Genomic DNA, 15,488 nt, shown 5'->3' with positions numbered 1-15,488 from the left:
GCGAGTGACGTGGCTCGGCCGTGGACAATGTCCACATGACCGAGTCTGATCTCGCCCAGCGCCTCCTCGATGCACATGTCGCCCACGAGGTGGCAGCACTGCGCGGCGTACGCTTCCTCGATCTCGTCACCGGCGAGATCGACTTCGCGCTGAGCAACGGCCGCGAGCTGACGCTCGACCAGGTGATGCCTCGTGACCTGATCAAGGACGTGGCGCTGAAGTACGTCAGCACCTTCCGGCTGCCCGGCGCGATCCCGGAGGTGGTGGCGGCGATCGCGACGCGGCTGAAGGCCCATCCCGCGAACCGCACCCCGCTCGGCAAGGTCGTCAGCCGGCCGCGGGCGACCGAGCTGATCGAGGCCCTCGTCGAGATGCGTACGCTGCGCGAGCAGGTCCTGCGGAGCCTGGCCGACAACTCGGGGGTCCAGGCCGGCGTCGGCACCTTGGTGCGCGGCACCGCCAAGGGTGCCGTGGACTCCGGGCGCAGGTTCGCCGACAACCTCCCCGGCGGGGCCTTCGGCTTCTCGGTCGCAGAGCGCGTCGCCGGCCGGATGGCCGGCTCGGTGAAGGGCACCCAGGTCGGTGCGGCGGTCGACCAGAGCGCCCGCGAGCTCGCCGAGCGAGGCGCGGGCGCGCTGCTCGGCTACCTCTCCGACACCGCTGCGACCTCGGTCAGCGACCACGAGGTGCGGGACGCTCTGCTGGAGGCCTGGGACACGCTGGCGACCCGGCCGTTGAGCGAGATCGTCGACCTGATCGACGACGAGCAGCTGGTGGCGGTCTTCGTCGGCCTCTACCAGGTCTGGCTCGACGTCCGTGACTCTGCCTACCTGGCCGCCCTGATCGACACAGGCGTCGACTACTTCTTCGACACCTACGGCTCCTTCACCCTCGTGGCGCTGCTGGAGGAATGGGGTCTCGGTCGCGACGATCTCGTCGAGGAAGCGCTCCGCTTCGGGCCGCCGGTCATCGAGGCGCTCGCCGAGGCGGGTGTGCTCGAGCGGCTGGTGCGGCGCCGGCTGTCGAGCTTCTACGACTCTCCGGAGGCACGGGCTCTCCTGGGGTGACGGCCGCGTGCCCGGCCGCCGGAGCGGGTACCGGACGACGAGCGATCGATCGGGCAGGAGGCACGACATGGGACGACACGGCGCTACGGATGTGGTCGCGTGAGTGCAGCGGAGTGGGTGCCGGCGTCGCCGACGCTGTCGGACCTGCGCAGCGCCGTGCAGGAGTGTCGCGGCTGCGACCTCTATCGCGACGCGACCCAGGGCGTGATGGGCGATGGCCGTACGCCGGCCCCGCTGATGCTGCTCGGTGAGCAGCCGGGGGACCGGGAGGATCGCGAGGGCGAGCCGTTCGTCGGCCCTGCCGGCGGGATCTTGCACGAGGCGCTCGCGGATGCCGGGATCGACCCGGAGGCGGCGTACACGACGAACGTGGTCAAGCACTTCCGTCACCGGATCTCCGGCAAGCGCCGCATCCATCAGGCGCCGACGAGCAAGCAGGTCGGCGCCTGTGCGCCGTGGCTGGCGGCAGAGCTGGCTCTGGTCCGTCCCACGGGTGTCGTCCTGCTCGGCGGCACCGCCGGCAAGGCGTTGTTCGGTTCGTCCTTCCGTGTCGGCGAGTCCCGTGGCCACCTCCTCGAGTGGCCCGAGGCCATCGCCACCCCGACCCTCGATCCATGGGTCCTCGCGACGACGCACCCCTCGGCGGTCCTGCGGGCCGAGGACGAGAGGCAGGCGACGTACGACGGTCTGGTCGCGGATCTGCGGGTCGCTGCCGAGGCTCTGAAGAAATAGCGAACGGCGATGTCGAGATCGCCGCAGCTCGCTCGACGCGTGGGTAAGAGCATCACCACCCACCTCCTGAGGAGATCGAGATGAGCATCACCGCACAACGAGCCGGCTGGGTCATCACCGCCCTGGTCACCCTGTTCCTCGCCTTCGACGTCGTCACCCACGTGCTCCGCGTCGAGGCCGCGATGGACTTCAACGACATGATCGGTGCGCCGGGCTGGTTCCCCGTCGTATGCGGCGCCGTCCTCGGTCTGTGCCTGGTCGCCTACCACGTGCCGTCGACCCGGGCGATGGCCACGATCTTGATCACCGCCTATCTCGGCGGAGCGGTCACGGTGAACCTGGTCTTCGCGCAGCCGGCGTTCAACACCGTCTTCGCGATCGTCACCGCGGCGCTCGTCTGGGCCGGCGCCTGGCCGCGCGACGAGCGTCTGCGCGCCCTGGTCACCGCCTGAGCCCGCCGAGTCGGCTCATCCTGACCACAAACCGTGCCGAGTCGGCTCGTTATAACGAGCCGACTCGGCACGGAATTTCGTCAGGACGAGTCGACTCGGCGAGATATGGGTCAGTGTTCAGGTGCGTCGCAGGCGTGTGAACGCGCCGAGCACGGTCTGCTCGGAGAGCACCAGGTAGTCCTGCAGCTCGGCGGCGGCGGCCGGTCCGCCCTGGCCGAGGAAGGTCTCGAGCAGAGCGCGGTTGCGGGTGACGAACGGGGCGTGCAGGGCCTCGGGGTTGTCGATCTCGAGGAACGCGAGCCGCAGCTCGGCGGCGATGTCGCGGAAGAGGCGCTCCAGGCGGGGGCTGTCCGCCAGGGCGACGATCCCGTCGTGGAAGGCCATGTTGGCGGTGCCGACCGTACGCCAGTCGCGGGCCTCGAGGCTGAGCTCGCTCTGCTCCACCGCCTCCCGCATCCCGGCCACGGCGGGGTGGAGCGGAGATCCCGCGGCCAGGGCGGCAGGCTCGACGTAGCGGCGTGCTCGGTAGATGTCGACGACATCGGCCACGGTCGGTGACGCCACCGAGACGCCGCGGTGAGGCACATGCTCGACGAGGCCCTGCTCGGAGAGCACCCGGAACGCCTCGCGCAGCGTGTTGCGGGAGACCCCGAGCCTCTCGGCGAGGGAGATCTCCGAGAGCCGGGTGCCGGGGGCGAACTCACCGTCGATGATCCGCCGACGCAGGGCGTTCGTCAGGGTGTCCTCGACCTCGGGCATGACCGCATCCTAGGGGAATCGCATCCGTAGACAATCGAAACGCCATTTTAACAAGCCAGGGTGTCATTGTAGAACAATCTGTGTCATCTTGTACTACATAAAAGATGTGGTGCCAGCCACACCGGCCGCTGACAGCAGGAGTCCCCCATGTCCGAGACGACCAGCGCAGAACGCGCGAAGAGCTTTGCCAGCTCACGCCGAGGCCCCATCCTCGGCGCGATCTTCCTGATGGCCACCTCGGCCATCGGCCCCGGGTTCATCACGCAGACCGCGACGTTCACCGCCCAGCTCGGCGCGGCGTTCGCCTTCGCGATCCTGGCCTCGATCGCGATCGACTTCGCGCTGCAGATGAACGTGTGGCGGATCATCACCGTCTCGGGCAAACGAGCAGGTGACCTCGCCAACGAGGCGGTGCCGTTCTCGGGCCACGTGCTCGCGGTGCTGATCGTGATCGGCGGCCTGGCGTTCAACATCGGCAACATCGCCGGTGCCGGTCTCGGCCTCAACGCCCTCCTCGGCATCGATCCGAAGCTCGGTGGCCTGCTGTCGGCACTGCTCGCGATCGGGATCTTCCTCTACAAGCGGGCGGGCCGCGTGGTCGACATGGTCGTGCTCGGGCTCGGCATGCTGATGATCGTGCTGACGCTGATCGTCGCGGTCGCGTCCCAGCCTCCTGTCGGCGACGCACTGCGCCAGACCTTCGCGCCCGACACCCTCAACTTCGCCACGATCACCACGATCGTCGGTGGCACCGTCGGCGGTTACATCACCTACGCGGGCGCCCACCGCTACCTCGACTCCGGCCTCACCGGCCCCGAGCACGTCGGAGCCGTGCACCGCGCCTCGCTGAGCGGCATCCTCGTGACCGGCCTCATGCGCTACGTACTCTTCCTCGCGATCCTCGGCGTGGTGGCCTCGGGCGTGGCCCTCGACTTCTCCTCGGCAGCCGCCAACCCGGCCGGCCAGGCGTTCGGCGTCGTGCTCGGCGACGCCGGCATCCGCATCTTCGGCGCGATCTTCTGGGCCGCCGCGATCACCTCGGTCATCGGCGCCGCCTACACCTCGGCGACGTTCATCTCGACCTTCTCGAAGAAGCTCGGCGTCGGCCGGCCGCTGCAGCTGGCGACCGTCGCGTTCATCATGGTCTCGCTGGTGCTCTACCTGCTGATCGGTGCCGCGCCGGCGGCGATCCTGGTCTTCGTCGGAGGCTTCAACGGCCTGATCCTGCCGATCGGCATGACGATCTTCATGTACATCGGCTGGTTCCGTCAGAGCGACGTGCTCGGCGGGTACCGCTACCCGAAGTGGTTGCTCATCCTGGGCACGCTCGCGACCCTGCTCACCTGGTACATGGGCAGCGTCTCGGTCGGCCCGATCTTCGCGTTCATCGGCATCGGAGGCTGATATGACCACCATCGATCTCAATTCCGACCTCGGCGAGAACGTGCCCGAGCGCGTCGTCGCCGACGACGGCGCCATGCTGGGCATCGTCTCCAGCGCCAACGTCGCCTGCGGGTTCCACGCCGGCAGCCCCGAAGGCATCCGTACGACCCTCGCCGATGCCGTCGCCCACGGGGTCACCATCGGCGCACATCCCAGCTACCGCGACTACGAGGGCTTCGGCCGTCGCGCGATGGATGTCGACTCCGCGACCCTGCAGGCTCATGTGGAGTATCAGCTCGGTGCGCTGCTCGGCCTGACCGCGTCGGTCGACGGCGCGGTCCGCTACGTGAAGCCGCACGGTGCGCTCTACAACACCATCGCCCGCGACGAGCGGCAGGCGCGTGACGTCGTGGCCGCCGTCAGGGCGATCGACCCGTCGCTGGTGCTCCTCGGGCTCGCCGGCGGCGTGGTGCTCGACGTGGCCGAGGCCGCCGGCCTCGCGACGGCCGCGGAGGCCTTCGCCGACCGCGCCTACACCCCTGGTGGCGAGCTCGTCTCGCGCAGCGAGGAGGGTGCGGTGCTCCACGACGCCGACGCCGTCGCGACCCGCATGCTGCGGCTCGCGCGCGAGGGTGTGATCGAGGCGATCGACGGCAGCGACGTGGCCGTACGTGCCGACTCGATCTGCGTGCACGGCGACAGCGCCGGGGCCATCGAGATGGCCGCGGCTACGCGTGCCCTGCTGGAGGCCGAGGGCATCGAGATCGCTCCGTTCGCGGGAAGGGTGGCATGACCGCAACCATCGCCCAGGTCGCTGAGGCCCGCGCCGCCCGCTCGTCCTACCGAGCGGGCGCCGTCGCGCCCACCAGCGGCGTCGCCCACGGGCTGGTGCAGGCGAACCTGATCGCCGTGCCGGCCGACTGGGCCTTCGACGTGCTGCTGTTCGCGCAGCGCAACCCGAAACCCTGCCCGGTGCTCGAGGTGCTCGACCCGGGCGCCTGCGAGTCGACGATGGCCCCCGGGTCGGACCTGCGCACCGACCTCCCCGCCTACCGCGTCTGGCGCGACGGCGAGCTCGCCGAGGAGGTCTCGGATGCGAGCAGCGCCTGGGAGGAGCACCCCGACCTGGTCTCGTTCCTGATCGGCTGCAGCTTCACCTTCGAGGCGGGCCTGGCCGAGGCGGGCATCCCGATCCGCCACCAGGAGCTGGGCCGCAACGTACCCATGTTCCGTACGTCGCGAGCCTGTGCGCCGGCCGGACGCCTGAGCGGTGACCTGGTCGTCTCCATGCGCCCGATCCCCGGCGACCGCGTCGCCGACGCCGTACGCATCTCCGGGCGCTACCCTGCGGTGCACGGCGCGCCGGTGCACGTCGGTGACCCGAGCGGGCTCGGTATCACCGACCTCGACGCCCCCGAGTTCGGCGACGCGTCCGAGGTGCGCGAGGGGGAGGTGCCGGTCTTCTGGGCCTGCGGCGTCACCCCGCAGGCGGCGATCATGGCCTCGCGCCCGCCGTTCGCGCTGACCCACGCGCCCGGCCACATGTTCGTCACCAACGTGCCGGATGCGGACCACCTCGCATGAGGCGCGTGCTGACCGCATCGGAGACCTCGCTCCTGGTGGAGGAGGCCGACCTCGATGCGTCGATGCGCCTGCACGCGGCGCTGGTGGCGGATCCCCTGGCCGGGGTCGTCGAGCTGGTGCCGGCCGCACGCACGGTGCTCGTGCGGTTCGACCGCACCCTTGTCGACGCCGCGACCCTCACCCGGCAGCTGCATGCCGTCGAACCGGTCCACGGCGGCCCCGAGGAGGCCGGCTCGGTGAGGATCGGGGTGCGCTACGACGGGCAGGATCTCGACGACGTCGCGAGCCTCCTCGGGATCACCGCGGAGCAGGTCGCCGCGCGGCACACCGCAGCGACCTGGCAGGTGGCGTTCACCGGCTACGCGCCCGGCTTCGGCTACCTGGTCGGTGACGACCCGATCTTCGACGTGCCGCGGCGATCGTCGCCGCGCACGCGCATCCCCGCCGGATCCGTGGGCCTGGCAGGCACGTTCTCCGGCATCTATCCGCGGGAGAGCCCCGGCGGGTGGCAGCTGATCGGGCGTACGGATGCGGCGATGTGGGATCTCGACCGCGACCCGCCTGCGCTGCTCGTGCCCGGCACGACGGTGCACTTCGAGCAGCTCGAGCGTGAGTCGGTCACGGTCGAGCCGTCGGCCGTGTCCTCCGAACGTTCCGGACCCGCCGCGCCTGCCGAGCACGAGCATCCCTTCGCCGTCGAGGTCGTACGCCCCGGCCTGCAGCTCGTGCTCCAGGACCTCGGCCGCCCCGGCCACGCCGCGCTCGGTGTCTCGGCGTCGGGAGCGGCCGACCGGCGTGCGCTGCGCGCCGCGAACCGCGCGGTCGGCAACGCACCTGATGCCGCGGCCTTCGAGATCGCGGGCGGCGGCGCGGTGCTGCGCTTCACCGGCGCAGCCGTCGTCGCGGTGACGGGGGCGCCGGCCGAGACGACGATCGAGCGCAGCGACGGCCCGGAGCTCCTCGTGGAGCACGGTGCGGCGACCGCGGTCGAGCACGGCGACGAGCTGTGGCTCGGCCCGCTGAGCACCGGGCTGCGTACGGTGCTCGCGGTGCGTGGCGGGCTCGACCTGCCACCGGCCCTCGGCAGCCTCTCGAGCGACACCCTCGCGGGCCTCGGCCCCGGTGACCTCGGCGGGCGGCCCCTGCGCCCGGGTGACCTGGTGCCGCTGCACGGCCCGGCCGCGGCACCGTACGCCGTCGACCCCTGCCCGGCGCCCGCCGAGCCGCTGCCGGCGGCCGGTGAGACCGTCGAGCTGCGCATCGTGCTCGGTCCGCGTGAGGACTGGTTCACCGACGCCGGCGTACGCACCCTGCTGGAGCAGGACTGGACCATCACGCCGCGCTCCGACCGCGTCGGCGTACGCCTCGAAGGGGCCGTGCCACTCGAGCGAGCCGTGACCGGCGAGCTGCCGAGCGAGGGCGCGGTGACCGGCGCCATCCAGGTGCCGCCCGACGGCCAGCCGGTGCTGTTCCTCCCGGACCACCCGCTCACCGGCGGCTATCCGATCATCGGCGCGGTCATCGACCGCGACCTCGACCTCGCCGGGCAGCTGCCGCCCGGAGTCCATATCCGCTTCAGAACCGTCGCGTCGGCGGCCGAGATCCGAGGAGACTGACATGCGCAGGGTGCTCATCGCCAACAGGGGAGAGATCGCCGTCCGCGTGGTGCGGGCGGTTGCGGAGGCCGACCTCGTGTCGATCGCCGTCTATGCCGACCAGGACGCCGACGCGTTGCACGTGCGTCTGGCCGACGAGGCCTTCGCGCTCGGCGGCGCCACCGCCGCCGACTCCTATCTCAGCATCGAGTGGATCATGGCCGCCGCGCACGCCGCCGGTGCCGACGCCGTCCATCCGGGCTACGGGTTCCTCTCCGAGAGCGCCGAGCTCGCGCGCGCGGTCGAGCGCGCGGGGATGATCTGGATCGGCCCGACCCCGGACAACATCGAGGCCCTCGGCGACAAGATCACCGCCCGCCGGATCGCGCAGAGCGTCGGCGCGCCGCTGGTCGCGGGCACCGATCGTCCGCTCGAGTCGGCCGACGAGGCGGTCGCGTTCGCGCGCGAGCACGGCCTGCCGATCGCGATCAAGGCGGCCTTCGGGGGCGGCGGCCGCGGGCTGAAGGTCGCCCGGCGGCTCGACGACGTCGCCGACGCCTTCGAGTCCGCCTCGCGCGAGGCGGAGGCCGCGTTCGGCCGCGGCGAGTGCTTCGTGGAGCGGTTCCTGGAGCGGCCGCGCCACATCGAGGCGCAGGTCGTCGGCGACGGTGCCGGCCGGGTCGTGGTCGTCGGTGACCGCGACTGCTCGCTGCAGCGCCGCAACCAGAAGCTCGTCGAGGAGGCGCCTGCTCCGGGGCTGAGCGACGAGCAGCGTCGCCGCATCCATGAGGCCTCGCGAGACATCTGCGCCGCCGTCTCCTATCGAGGGGCCGGCACCGTGGAGTTCCTGATGGGGGAGGACGGCGTGATCTCGTTCCTCGAGGTCAACACCCGGCTCCAGGTCGAGCACCCGATCACCGAGGCCGTCACGGGCGTCGACCTGGTCGCCGAGCAGCTGCGGATCGCGGCCGGCGCCGGCCTCTCGATCGACGAGACGCCGACGCCCTCGGGCCACGCCGTCGAGCTGCGCATCAACGCGGAGGACTCCGGTCGCGGCTTCCTGCCGAGCCCCGGCGTCGTCACGGGGCTGCGGGTGCCTGCCGGCCCGGGCATCCGCTGGGATGCCGGGATCGAGGCGGGCGACACCGTGCAGGGCGCCTTCGACTCGCTGATCGCCAAGCTGATCGTGCACGCGCCCGACCGAGACACCGCCGTCGTACGTGCGCGCCGTGCGCTGCGTGAGCTCTCGGTCGAGGGGGTCGCGACCGTCGTGCCATTCGCCCGCCTGCTGCTCGAGGATCCGGCGTTCTCGACGACCGGTTTCGCGGTGCACACGCAGTGGATCGAGACCGAGCTGATGCCGCGGCTGGAGGCGCAGCCGAGGTCGGAGCCGGCACCGGACCTGTCGCTGCGGCGGGTGCCGATCGAGGTCGACGGACGCCGGATGGTGCTCGGGCTGCCGGAGGATCTGCTGCGAGCGCTCGCAGCGGGCGGAACCGTGGGGGAGACCGATGCTGACGCCGAAGCCGGCGTGGAGGCTGACCCCGGCGTGATCGAGGCTCCCGTGCCCGGGGTGCTGGTCAGCTGGCTCGTCGGCGACGGGGAGCAGGTCACCGAGGGCCAGGACGTCGCGGCGATCGACGCCATGAAGATGGAGACGCGCGTCGCCGCCCACCGCGCGGGGGTGCTCGCGCACGGCACCGATGTCGGTGGGGCCGTCGCGATGGGGGATCCGCTCGGGAAGATCAGCGCCTAGGGTCTGGTCGCGCGGTGGTGTGGTCGAGGATCGCGGGCACGACCGTCTCCCAGGTGTAGATCGGCGGAGGCTCGTGGCCGACGCCGTCGAGCATGAGCAGGGTGGCGTCGGGGATGCCCTCGGCGAGCACCTCGCCGTGACCTGTCGGGAAGAGCGGGTCGCGGGTGCCGTGGATGACCAGGGTCGGAGCGGTGATGTCGGCCAGGGTGGCGGTGATCGGCTCGCCGTCGCCCATCACGTGGTGGTTGGCCAGGCTCGGACGCATGTCGGGCGTGCGGCGTACGGCCTGGGTGACCACCGCTCGCATCCTGCCTTCGTCGAACCGCTCGGGTACGAACGCGCGCTGGTCCTCGACCAGCATCGTCACCAGGGCTTCGTGGTCGTCGGGGTCGGGCATCGTGCTCTGCGAGGCCTTCTCGAAGAAGTCGGCCAGCTCCTCACCGATGGGCGGCACGCCGGGCACGCCCTCGAAGGCCGGTGAGGTCTCGTCGAGGATCAGCGTCTCGACCCGCTCCGGGTGCAGCACCGCGACGCACTGGGCCAGCGCGCCGCCCATCGAGATGCCGAAGAGGTGGGCCCTGTCGAGGCCGACGGCGTCGAGCAGCGCCGGGATGTCGGCGACCATGTCGCGCCCGGTGTAGCCCGGCTCGCCCGGAGGCCAGCTGGTCGAACGACCGGTGTCGCGGTGGTCGTAGCGGATCACGAACCTCCCGCCCGCGGCGAGGGCCTCGCAGAAGTCGTCCTCCCAGTAGTCCATCGAGGCGCTCATCCCGCCGATCAGCAGGATCGGTGGACCCTCGGGGGCTCCGAAGGTCTCGACGCACAGATCGACCCCGTTGACCGCCAGCATCTGCTCCATGCTGACCAGCAGAGCGCCCTCGACGGTGCGCGTCAAGGGCTAATCGTCGCTGATGAGGTAGCCGTCGATCTCGTCGCGCAGCCGGGTCTTCACGTCGGTGGGCGCGTAGGAGTGGTCCACGGCCGCTCTCGCGAGGTCGGCGAGGCCGGCGCGGTCGAGACCGAGGAGGTCGGCCGCGATCTCGTACTCCCGGTTGAGCGTGGTCGCGAACATCGGCGGGTCGTCGGAGTTGATCGTGACCGGCACGCCCGCGCCGACGAAGGTCTTGAGCGGGTGCTCCTCCAGCCTCGCCACCGCACCGGTGGCGACGTTGGAGGAGGGGCAGACCTCGAGCGGGATCCGGTGCTCGGCGAGATGGGCGAGCAGTGCGGGATCCTGGGCCGCCGAGGTGCCGTGGCCGATCCGCTCGGCCTTCAGCACCGTCAGCGCGTCCCACACGGTCTGCGGGCCGGTGGTCTCCCCGGCGTGCGGCACCGAGTGGAGCCCGGCGGCCCGGGCTGCCTCGAAGTGCCTCTCGAACTGCGGCCGCGGCACCCCCACCTCGGGCCCGCCGAGCCCGAACCCGACCAGTGCCTCGGGGCCATGGTCGACGGCGTACGCCAGGGTGGCGTCGGCCGCCGGCTGCCCATCCTCGCCCGGGATGTCGTAGATCCAGCGCAGCGTGAGGCCGAAGTCGCGCTCCGCCGCCCCCCGGGCGTCCTCGAGCGCCTCGGTGTAGGCCTCGATCGGCATCCCGGCGTGGCCCTCCGCGCGCTGGGTCCCTGGCGCACGAACGGCCAGGTCGGGACGTACGGAGGTGTAGGGGGTGCAGGTCAGCTCGGCGTAACGGACCTGCTGTGTCTGCGCCAGGTCGCGCGCGATCTCGTAGGTGAGGTATCGGATGTCCTCCGGCGTACGCACCAGGTCGACGACCGAGAGGTAGACCTCGATGAAGTGCGCGAAGTCGCTGAACGTGAAGTAGTCCTTCAGCAGCTCGACATCGGCCGGCACCTTCCCCGGATGCCGCGCCGCCAGCTCCGCCACGATCCGCGGCGACGCCGACCCGACGTGGTGGACGTGCAGCTCGGCCTTGGGCAGCCCGGCGATGAAGGTCTTCAGCTCACTCACGTTCCAGATCCTCACACGCCCGCTCCCGCCGCCGCGACTTCGTTTCTCACGACTGCACATGCCGATGACGCCTTGCGAATCCGTTCACCAAGCGTCAGGATCCGGGTCGTTCACAGATGCTCTCGCTTCCACGCTGCGCGGACCCACCATTCGGCTGCTCCGCGGCCGGGCGGTGGAATCTCTTCGTTGTCATCGATGGGCCAGAGGATCATCGGGACGTACTCCTTCGTGCTGTCATCGGGGTCGCTGAGACGGCGAATGCCTTCAGCAGCACGCAACGCATGAAGGCCGGCCCCGGAGATGATGGCGACTGGGATCATCGCGTCTTCACCCTCCAGTTTTCGGCTCCCCAGCACACGCCCATCTCGAACGCTGCCCTCGTTGCGGATGCGGACCCACGCACCCTTGAGAAGGGGAGAGGCCCAGTTGGTCTGTGGCCAGTTCGCGTTGGCCCGCCTCTTGGCCTCGCTGGCCACGAAGGGCTCTTCGTTGTCGGTCATCGCTCCTTCAACTCCAGCACACGCACATTCTTGAGGATCTGGCCGTCGACTTCGTACTCGGGCATGATCTTGTTGCTCGGCATGATCGACGCCTCGGGGAGGGCGGCGGCCGTGTTGGAGACGATGGCGACCGCCGTGCACAACTACGGTGAAGAGGCGCACGATATCGAGGTCAAGAACGTCGCGGTCGTCGGATGATCGCCTGAACCGAGGAGTCGACCATGAGAGCGATCCACCACTGGGACCTCTGGGTCGACGACTTCGAGACCGCCTCGGGCCAGTGGGGCTGGCTCTTCGGTGAGCTGGGCTGGGCGGCCGGGGAGAAGGGTCACTACTGGGAGGCGCCGGACGGGACGTACGTCTTCATGGAGCACTCCGAGGACCAGCACGGTTCGCAGGACCGGCTCCGGCCGGGCGTGAACCACATCGCGTTCGCCCTCGAGGGTGAGCGCGACCTGCTCGACAGGATCCGGGCGGAGTCGACCGAGCACGGCTGGCACGAGATGTACGCCGACCGCTACCCGCACGCCGGAGGCGATGAGCACACGGCGCTCTACCTGGAGAGCTCCGAGGGGTTCGAGGTCGAGATCGTGCTGGAGGTCGAAGACCTCACCGCCTAGCCGTACCTAGCGCTCGGCCGCGCCGTCGTTGTCGTTGTCGTCGATGATGTGGATCGCGGCCTCCTCGGCCGAGGCACCGGCGCCGTCGATGCCGGCATCGGGCCCGTAGACCTCCGAGTCGGGGTCGACCAGCCGTCCGGCGCGCTCGCCGCCGACCTCGCGGCCGTCGGGGTCGTCCGACTCCTCGGCATCGTCGTATTCAGCCTCGTAGGGGTCCGGGTCGGGCACCTCCTGGAGCTGGCGCTGGTCGATGCACTCGCGGTGCTCCTCCTCCCACGGTGTGTTGCCGTAGTCGGTGGTGTAGTGGTCGGCGGTGACGATGCCGTGGTCGAGCTCGTCGCGCACCTCACCTTCGAGCACCTGGCCGGAGAGCGCGTCCTCACCGCTGATCTGGTCCTCGTCGTCGACGCTGTAGTCCCCGTAGCTTCCGCGCGATTCGCTCACCTGAGTCTCCTCATCCGGCCGGCATTGGGGACCTGGCGGGCCCCTTCTGTAACGTTAACCCGGTCCGGTTTCGAGGGGAACCGGATGAGCGTGGATGACGCGGGGACTCGATCGAGGGAGCGTACTCAGATGGCGCCTCGCGCCCGACTGGCGGTGGCTGGTGTTGCCGCGCTCGCCGGCTCGTCGATGCTCATGGGCGCGCTGCCGCACTCTGGTTCGATCGGCACCAAGGCCGAGAGCGCTTTCGCGCACGCCGTCGGGTCTGTCGACGACGGCCTGGTGCCCTCGAAGGCCACGCCGACCCCCGACTGGGAGGCGTCCGCGTCGAAGCCCAACATCCTCATGGTCACCGCCGACGACCTGGCCTACGACGACCTCGACTACATGCCGCACGTGCGCAGCCTGCTCGCCGAGCAGGGCACCTCGATGACCGAGGCGATCGCGCCGACCCCGATCTGCGTGCCGGCTCGGGCCTCGCTGCTGACCGGGCAGTACGCCGAGAACCATCACACCGTGACGATCAACGGCGAGCGCGGTGGCTATCAGGCGATGTCGCACGCCGGCACGCTGCCCCAGTCGATGCAGGCCGCGGGCTACGACACCCTCTTCACCGGCAAGTATCTCAACGGCTACGGCACCCGCGGCACCGCCAAGGATGTTCCGCCGGGGTGGACCGACTGGCGGGCGACCACCGACATGTCGACCTACAACTTCATGCGGCCGCGGATCAACCACAACGGCAAGCTCGAGGCCTACCACCGCTACACGACCTATCTGATGCGCGACCAGGCCAACGCGATGATCTCGGCGCCCGAGCGTGCCGAGAAGCCGTGGTACATGTGGGTCAACTACGTCGCCCCGCACCACGGCGGCCCGGGGGAGAAGGACGACCCGAAGGGCACCAGCACGACGATGCCGGCGCCCGAGGACAAGCACTCCTACGACGGCCTCGAGCTGCCGGACACACCCAACATGTTCCGCACCCCGACCGACGCGCCGCCGATCTCGGCCTCGCGCAAGACGTTCGACGCCGAGGGGCGCGAGGAGCTGCGGATCGCTCACCAGCAGCGGGTCGAGGCGGTGCAGGCGCTCGACCGCGCGGTGGCCAGCAACGTGCTGCGACTGCGGGAGACGGGTCAGCTCGACAACACCATCATCATCTTCTCCTCCGACAACGGCTACACCACCGGCGGCCACAACATCAACGGCAAGCTGATGCACTACCGCGAGACCCTGCGGATCCCACTGATCCTGCGAGGGCCCGGCATCCCCGCCGGACGTACGTCGGCCACGGCGGTCGGCAACCCCGACATCGCCACCACGATCATGGCCGTGGCGGGCGCCCGGCCCGGGAGGGCGCAGGACGGCGTCAACTTCATGCCGTGGATCGGGGCGCCGTCACAGAACCGGGTGATCCCGATCTCCGCCTGGCGGGTCCACGACGGCACCAAGCAGATCTACTCCGGGATCCGTTTCGGTGACTGGACCTACGCGCGCTACTCCGACGGGAGCGAGGAGCTCTACGACCGCAGCGAGGATCCCTATCAGATCCGCTCGCTCGCGCTGACCCCCGACTACGCCGACGAGCTCGCCGAGATGCGCGGCCTGAACGAGAAGTATCGAGACTGCGCGGGCGAGAGCTGCCCGAAGAAGTTCTACCCGGCCGGCTGATCAGCGGCGCACCGGAAGCCCAGATTCCCCGCCGTCGAGTCGGTGGGGCTGCTGGAGCGTGCCGAGAGCCGATAGCGGTGGCAGTAGGACTCGTGGCAGAGGTAGGAGCCGCCGCGCATCACCCGGGTCAGACCTTCGGCCGGGCCGCGTGGGTCGTCGGTCGGGCGGTCGGCAGCCCCGTCGCTGCCTGAGACGAGGTCGGCGTAGTAGGTCGGTGAGAACCAGTCGGCGCACCACTCCCAGACGTTGCCGATCATCTGGTGGAGGCCGAACCCGTTCGGGTCGTACGCCCGCACCGGCGCGGTCGTGACGAACCCGTCGTCGGCGGTGTTGGTGTCGGGGAAGTCGCCCTGCCAGACGTTGGCGTGGTGGGTGCCGTCCTGCTCCAGGTCGTCGCCCCATGGGAACCGGGAGCCGGCACGACCGCCGCGGGCGGCGTACTCCCACTCGGCCTCGGTGGGCAGCCGGGTGCCGGCCCAGGCGCAGTAGGCGAGCGCGTCGTCGTAGGAGACGTGCACGACGGGGTGGTTGCCGCGGCGGCCGACGTTGGAGCCGGCGCCTTCCGGCGTGCGCCACGACGCGCCGCGCACACCGAGCCACCACGGTGCTTCCGGGGAGCGGCCGAGGATGTCGCGCGGCGACCCGTCGAAGGCCAGGTGGAAGACGGCCGAGAAGCCCTCCCGCTCGGCGGTGGTGACGTGGCCGGTGGCCTTCACGAAGCGCGCGAACTCCTCGTTGGTCACCGAGGTCGCGTCGAGCCGGAAGGCGGGCAGCGCGACCTGGTGCACCGGCCCTTCGCCGTCGCCCTGATAGCCCTCACCGAACGAGTCGCCGGCCGCGTACGTCCCGCCGGGGAGGTCGACGAGGGTGCGGCGGCGCTTGCGCGGCAGGGCAGGCGGACGCTGCGACGGGTCGGGGCTGGGCCCGCGGGTCGCGCCGAAGGTCAGGTCGGAGGGCAC

17 protein-coding genes are annotated in these 15,488 nt (G+C 70.6%); 11 read left to right on the top strand and 6 right to left on the bottom strand.

The genetic code is table 11. The features are described from left to right. Nucleotides 1-35 precede the first annotated feature (35 nt). The 3 genes from FB381_RS20510 to FB381_RS20500 all read left to right on the top strand — a co-directional run bounded on the left by FB381_RS20510 (nucleotide 36) and on the right by FB381_RS20500 (nucleotide 2,251). Nucleotides 36-1,067, top strand: coding sequence for a hypothetical protein (locus tag FB381_RS20510; protein WP_141781990.1), 1,032 nt, complete (start codon nucleotides 36-38; stop codon nucleotides 1,065-1,067). A 99-nt stretch (nucleotides 1,068-1,166) separates the two neighbouring features. Beyond that, on the top strand, nucleotides 1,167-1,799 hold the full coding sequence (locus FB381_RS20505; RefSeq protein ID WP_141781989.1) for a UdgX family uracil-DNA binding protein: 633 nt from the start codon (nucleotides 1,167-1,169) through the stop codon (nucleotides 1,797-1,799). Nucleotides 1,800-1,879: 80 nt separating this feature from the next. Further along, a complete protein-coding gene (locus FB381_RS20500; protein WP_141781988.1) occupies nucleotides 1,880-2,251 on the top strand; it encodes a DoxX family protein in 372 nt (123 codons plus the stop codon). A gap of 117 nt (nucleotides 2,252-2,368) precedes the next feature. On the opposite strand, the gene FB381_RS20495 is transcribed toward FB381_RS20500, so the two are convergent. Further along, nucleotides 2,369-3,010 (bottom strand): GntR family transcriptional regulator, encoded by a 642-nt coding sequence (locus tag FB381_RS20495; RefSeq protein WP_141781987.1) that lies wholly within the window; start codon nucleotides 3,008-3,010, stop codon nucleotides 2,369-2,371. 147 nt (nucleotides 3,011-3,157) lie between these two features. On the opposite strand from FB381_RS20495, the gene FB381_RS20490 reads away from it, so the two are divergent. From FB381_RS20490 to FB381_RS20470, 5 genes are read left to right on the top strand one after another with little or no spacing between them, the layout of a single operon-like run. Further along, on the top strand, nucleotides 3,158-4,414 hold the full coding sequence (locus FB381_RS20490) for an NRAMP family divalent metal transporter (RefSeq protein ID WP_141781986.1): 1,257 nt from the start codon (nucleotides 3,158-3,160) through the stop codon (nucleotides 4,412-4,414). A gap of 1 nt (nucleotide 4,415) precedes the next feature. Then, a complete protein-coding gene (locus FB381_RS20485; RefSeq protein WP_141781985.1) occupies nucleotides 4,416-5,186 on the top strand; it encodes a LamB/YcsF family protein in 771 nt (256 codons plus the stop codon). Then, nucleotides 5,183-5,977, top strand: a complete 795-nt coding sequence (locus tag FB381_RS20480) for a putative hydro-lyase (RefSeq protein WP_141781984.1) — start codon at nucleotides 5,183-5,185, stop codon at nucleotides 5,975-5,977. The genes FB381_RS20485 and FB381_RS20480 overlap by 4 nt, the downstream gene beginning before the upstream one ends. A 5-nt stretch (nucleotides 5,978-5,982) precedes the next feature. Continuing rightward, complete coding sequence (locus tag FB381_RS20475) at nucleotides 5,983-7,593, top strand: 5-oxoprolinase subunit B/C family protein (RefSeq protein WP_246088233.1); 1,611 nt, start codon at nucleotides 5,983-5,985, stop codon at nucleotides 7,591-7,593. Between the two features lies 1 nt (nucleotide 7,594). Further along, entirely contained in the window at nucleotides 7,595-9,328 is a 1,734-nt protein-coding gene (locus tag FB381_RS20470) for an acetyl/propionyl/methylcrotonyl-CoA carboxylase subunit alpha (protein WP_141781982.1), read from the top strand. Here the strand turns inward: FB381_RS20470 and FB381_RS20465 are convergent. The 3 genes from FB381_RS20465 to FB381_RS20455 all read right to left on the bottom strand — a co-directional run bounded on the left by FB381_RS20465 (nucleotide 9,318) and on the right by FB381_RS20455 (nucleotide 11,794). Continuing rightward, complete coding sequence (locus FB381_RS20465; RefSeq protein WP_246088232.1) at nucleotides 9,318-10,223, bottom strand: alpha/beta fold hydrolase; 906 nt, start codon at nucleotides 10,221-10,223, stop codon at nucleotides 9,318-9,320. The two genes, FB381_RS20470 and FB381_RS20465, sit on opposite strands and share 11 nt — an antisense overlap. Before the next feature lie 3 nt (nucleotides 10,224-10,226). Next, a complete protein-coding gene (locus FB381_RS20460; RefSeq protein ID WP_246088231.1) occupies nucleotides 10,227-11,294 on the bottom strand; it encodes an adenosine deaminase in 1,068 nt (355 codons plus the stop codon). Nucleotides 11,295-11,404: 110 nt separating this feature from the next. Further along, on the bottom strand, nucleotides 11,405-11,794 hold the full coding sequence (locus FB381_RS20455; protein WP_141781980.1) for a hypothetical protein: 390 nt from the start codon (nucleotides 11,792-11,794) through the stop codon (nucleotides 11,405-11,407). 63 nt (nucleotides 11,795-11,857) lie between these two features. On the opposite strand from FB381_RS20455, the gene FB381_RS24485 reads away from it, so the two are divergent. Beyond that, on the top strand, nucleotides 11,858-11,992 hold the full coding sequence (locus FB381_RS24485) for a hypothetical protein (RefSeq protein WP_281285063.1): 135 nt from the start codon (nucleotides 11,858-11,860) through the stop codon (nucleotides 11,990-11,992). Between the two features lie 23 nt (nucleotides 11,993-12,015). Then, complete coding sequence (locus tag FB381_RS20450; RefSeq protein WP_141781979.1) at nucleotides 12,016-12,414, top strand: VOC family protein; 399 nt, start codon at nucleotides 12,016-12,018, stop codon at nucleotides 12,412-12,414. A 6-nt stretch (nucleotides 12,415-12,420) separates the two neighbouring features. Here FB381_RS20450 and FB381_RS20445 read toward each other — a convergent pair whose 3' ends face one another. Then, the gene (locus FB381_RS20445; protein WP_141781978.1) at nucleotides 12,421-12,858 is read right to left on the bottom strand and encodes a DUF5709 domain-containing protein; all 438 of its coding nucleotides are present in this window, start codon (nucleotides 12,856-12,858) and stop codon (nucleotides 12,421-12,423) included. 129 nt (nucleotides 12,859-12,987) lie between these two features. Here FB381_RS20445 and FB381_RS20440 point away from each other — a divergent pair, with 129 nt between their 5' ends. After that, nucleotides 12,988-14,529, top strand: coding sequence for a sulfatase-like hydrolase/transferase (locus FB381_RS20440; protein WP_246088230.1), 1,542 nt, complete (start codon nucleotides 12,988-12,990; stop codon nucleotides 14,527-14,529). On the opposite strand, the gene FB381_RS20435 is transcribed toward FB381_RS20440, so the two are convergent. Continuing rightward, nucleotides 14,514-15,419 (bottom strand): formylglycine-generating enzyme family protein, encoded by a 906-nt coding sequence (locus tag FB381_RS20435; protein WP_484213955.1) that lies wholly within the window; start codon nucleotides 15,417-15,419, stop codon nucleotides 14,514-14,516. The genes FB381_RS20440 and FB381_RS20435 overlap by 16 nt on opposite strands. Nucleotides 15,420-15,488 lie beyond the last annotated feature (69 nt).

The sequence above is a fragment of the Nocardioides albertanoniae genome, from assembly GCF_006716315.1.
Classification (GTDB): Bacteria; Actinomycetota; Actinomycetes; order Propionibacteriales; family Nocardioidaceae; genus Nocardioides; species Nocardioides albertanoniae.
This window is presented reverse-complemented; position numbering and strand designations above follow the sequence as displayed.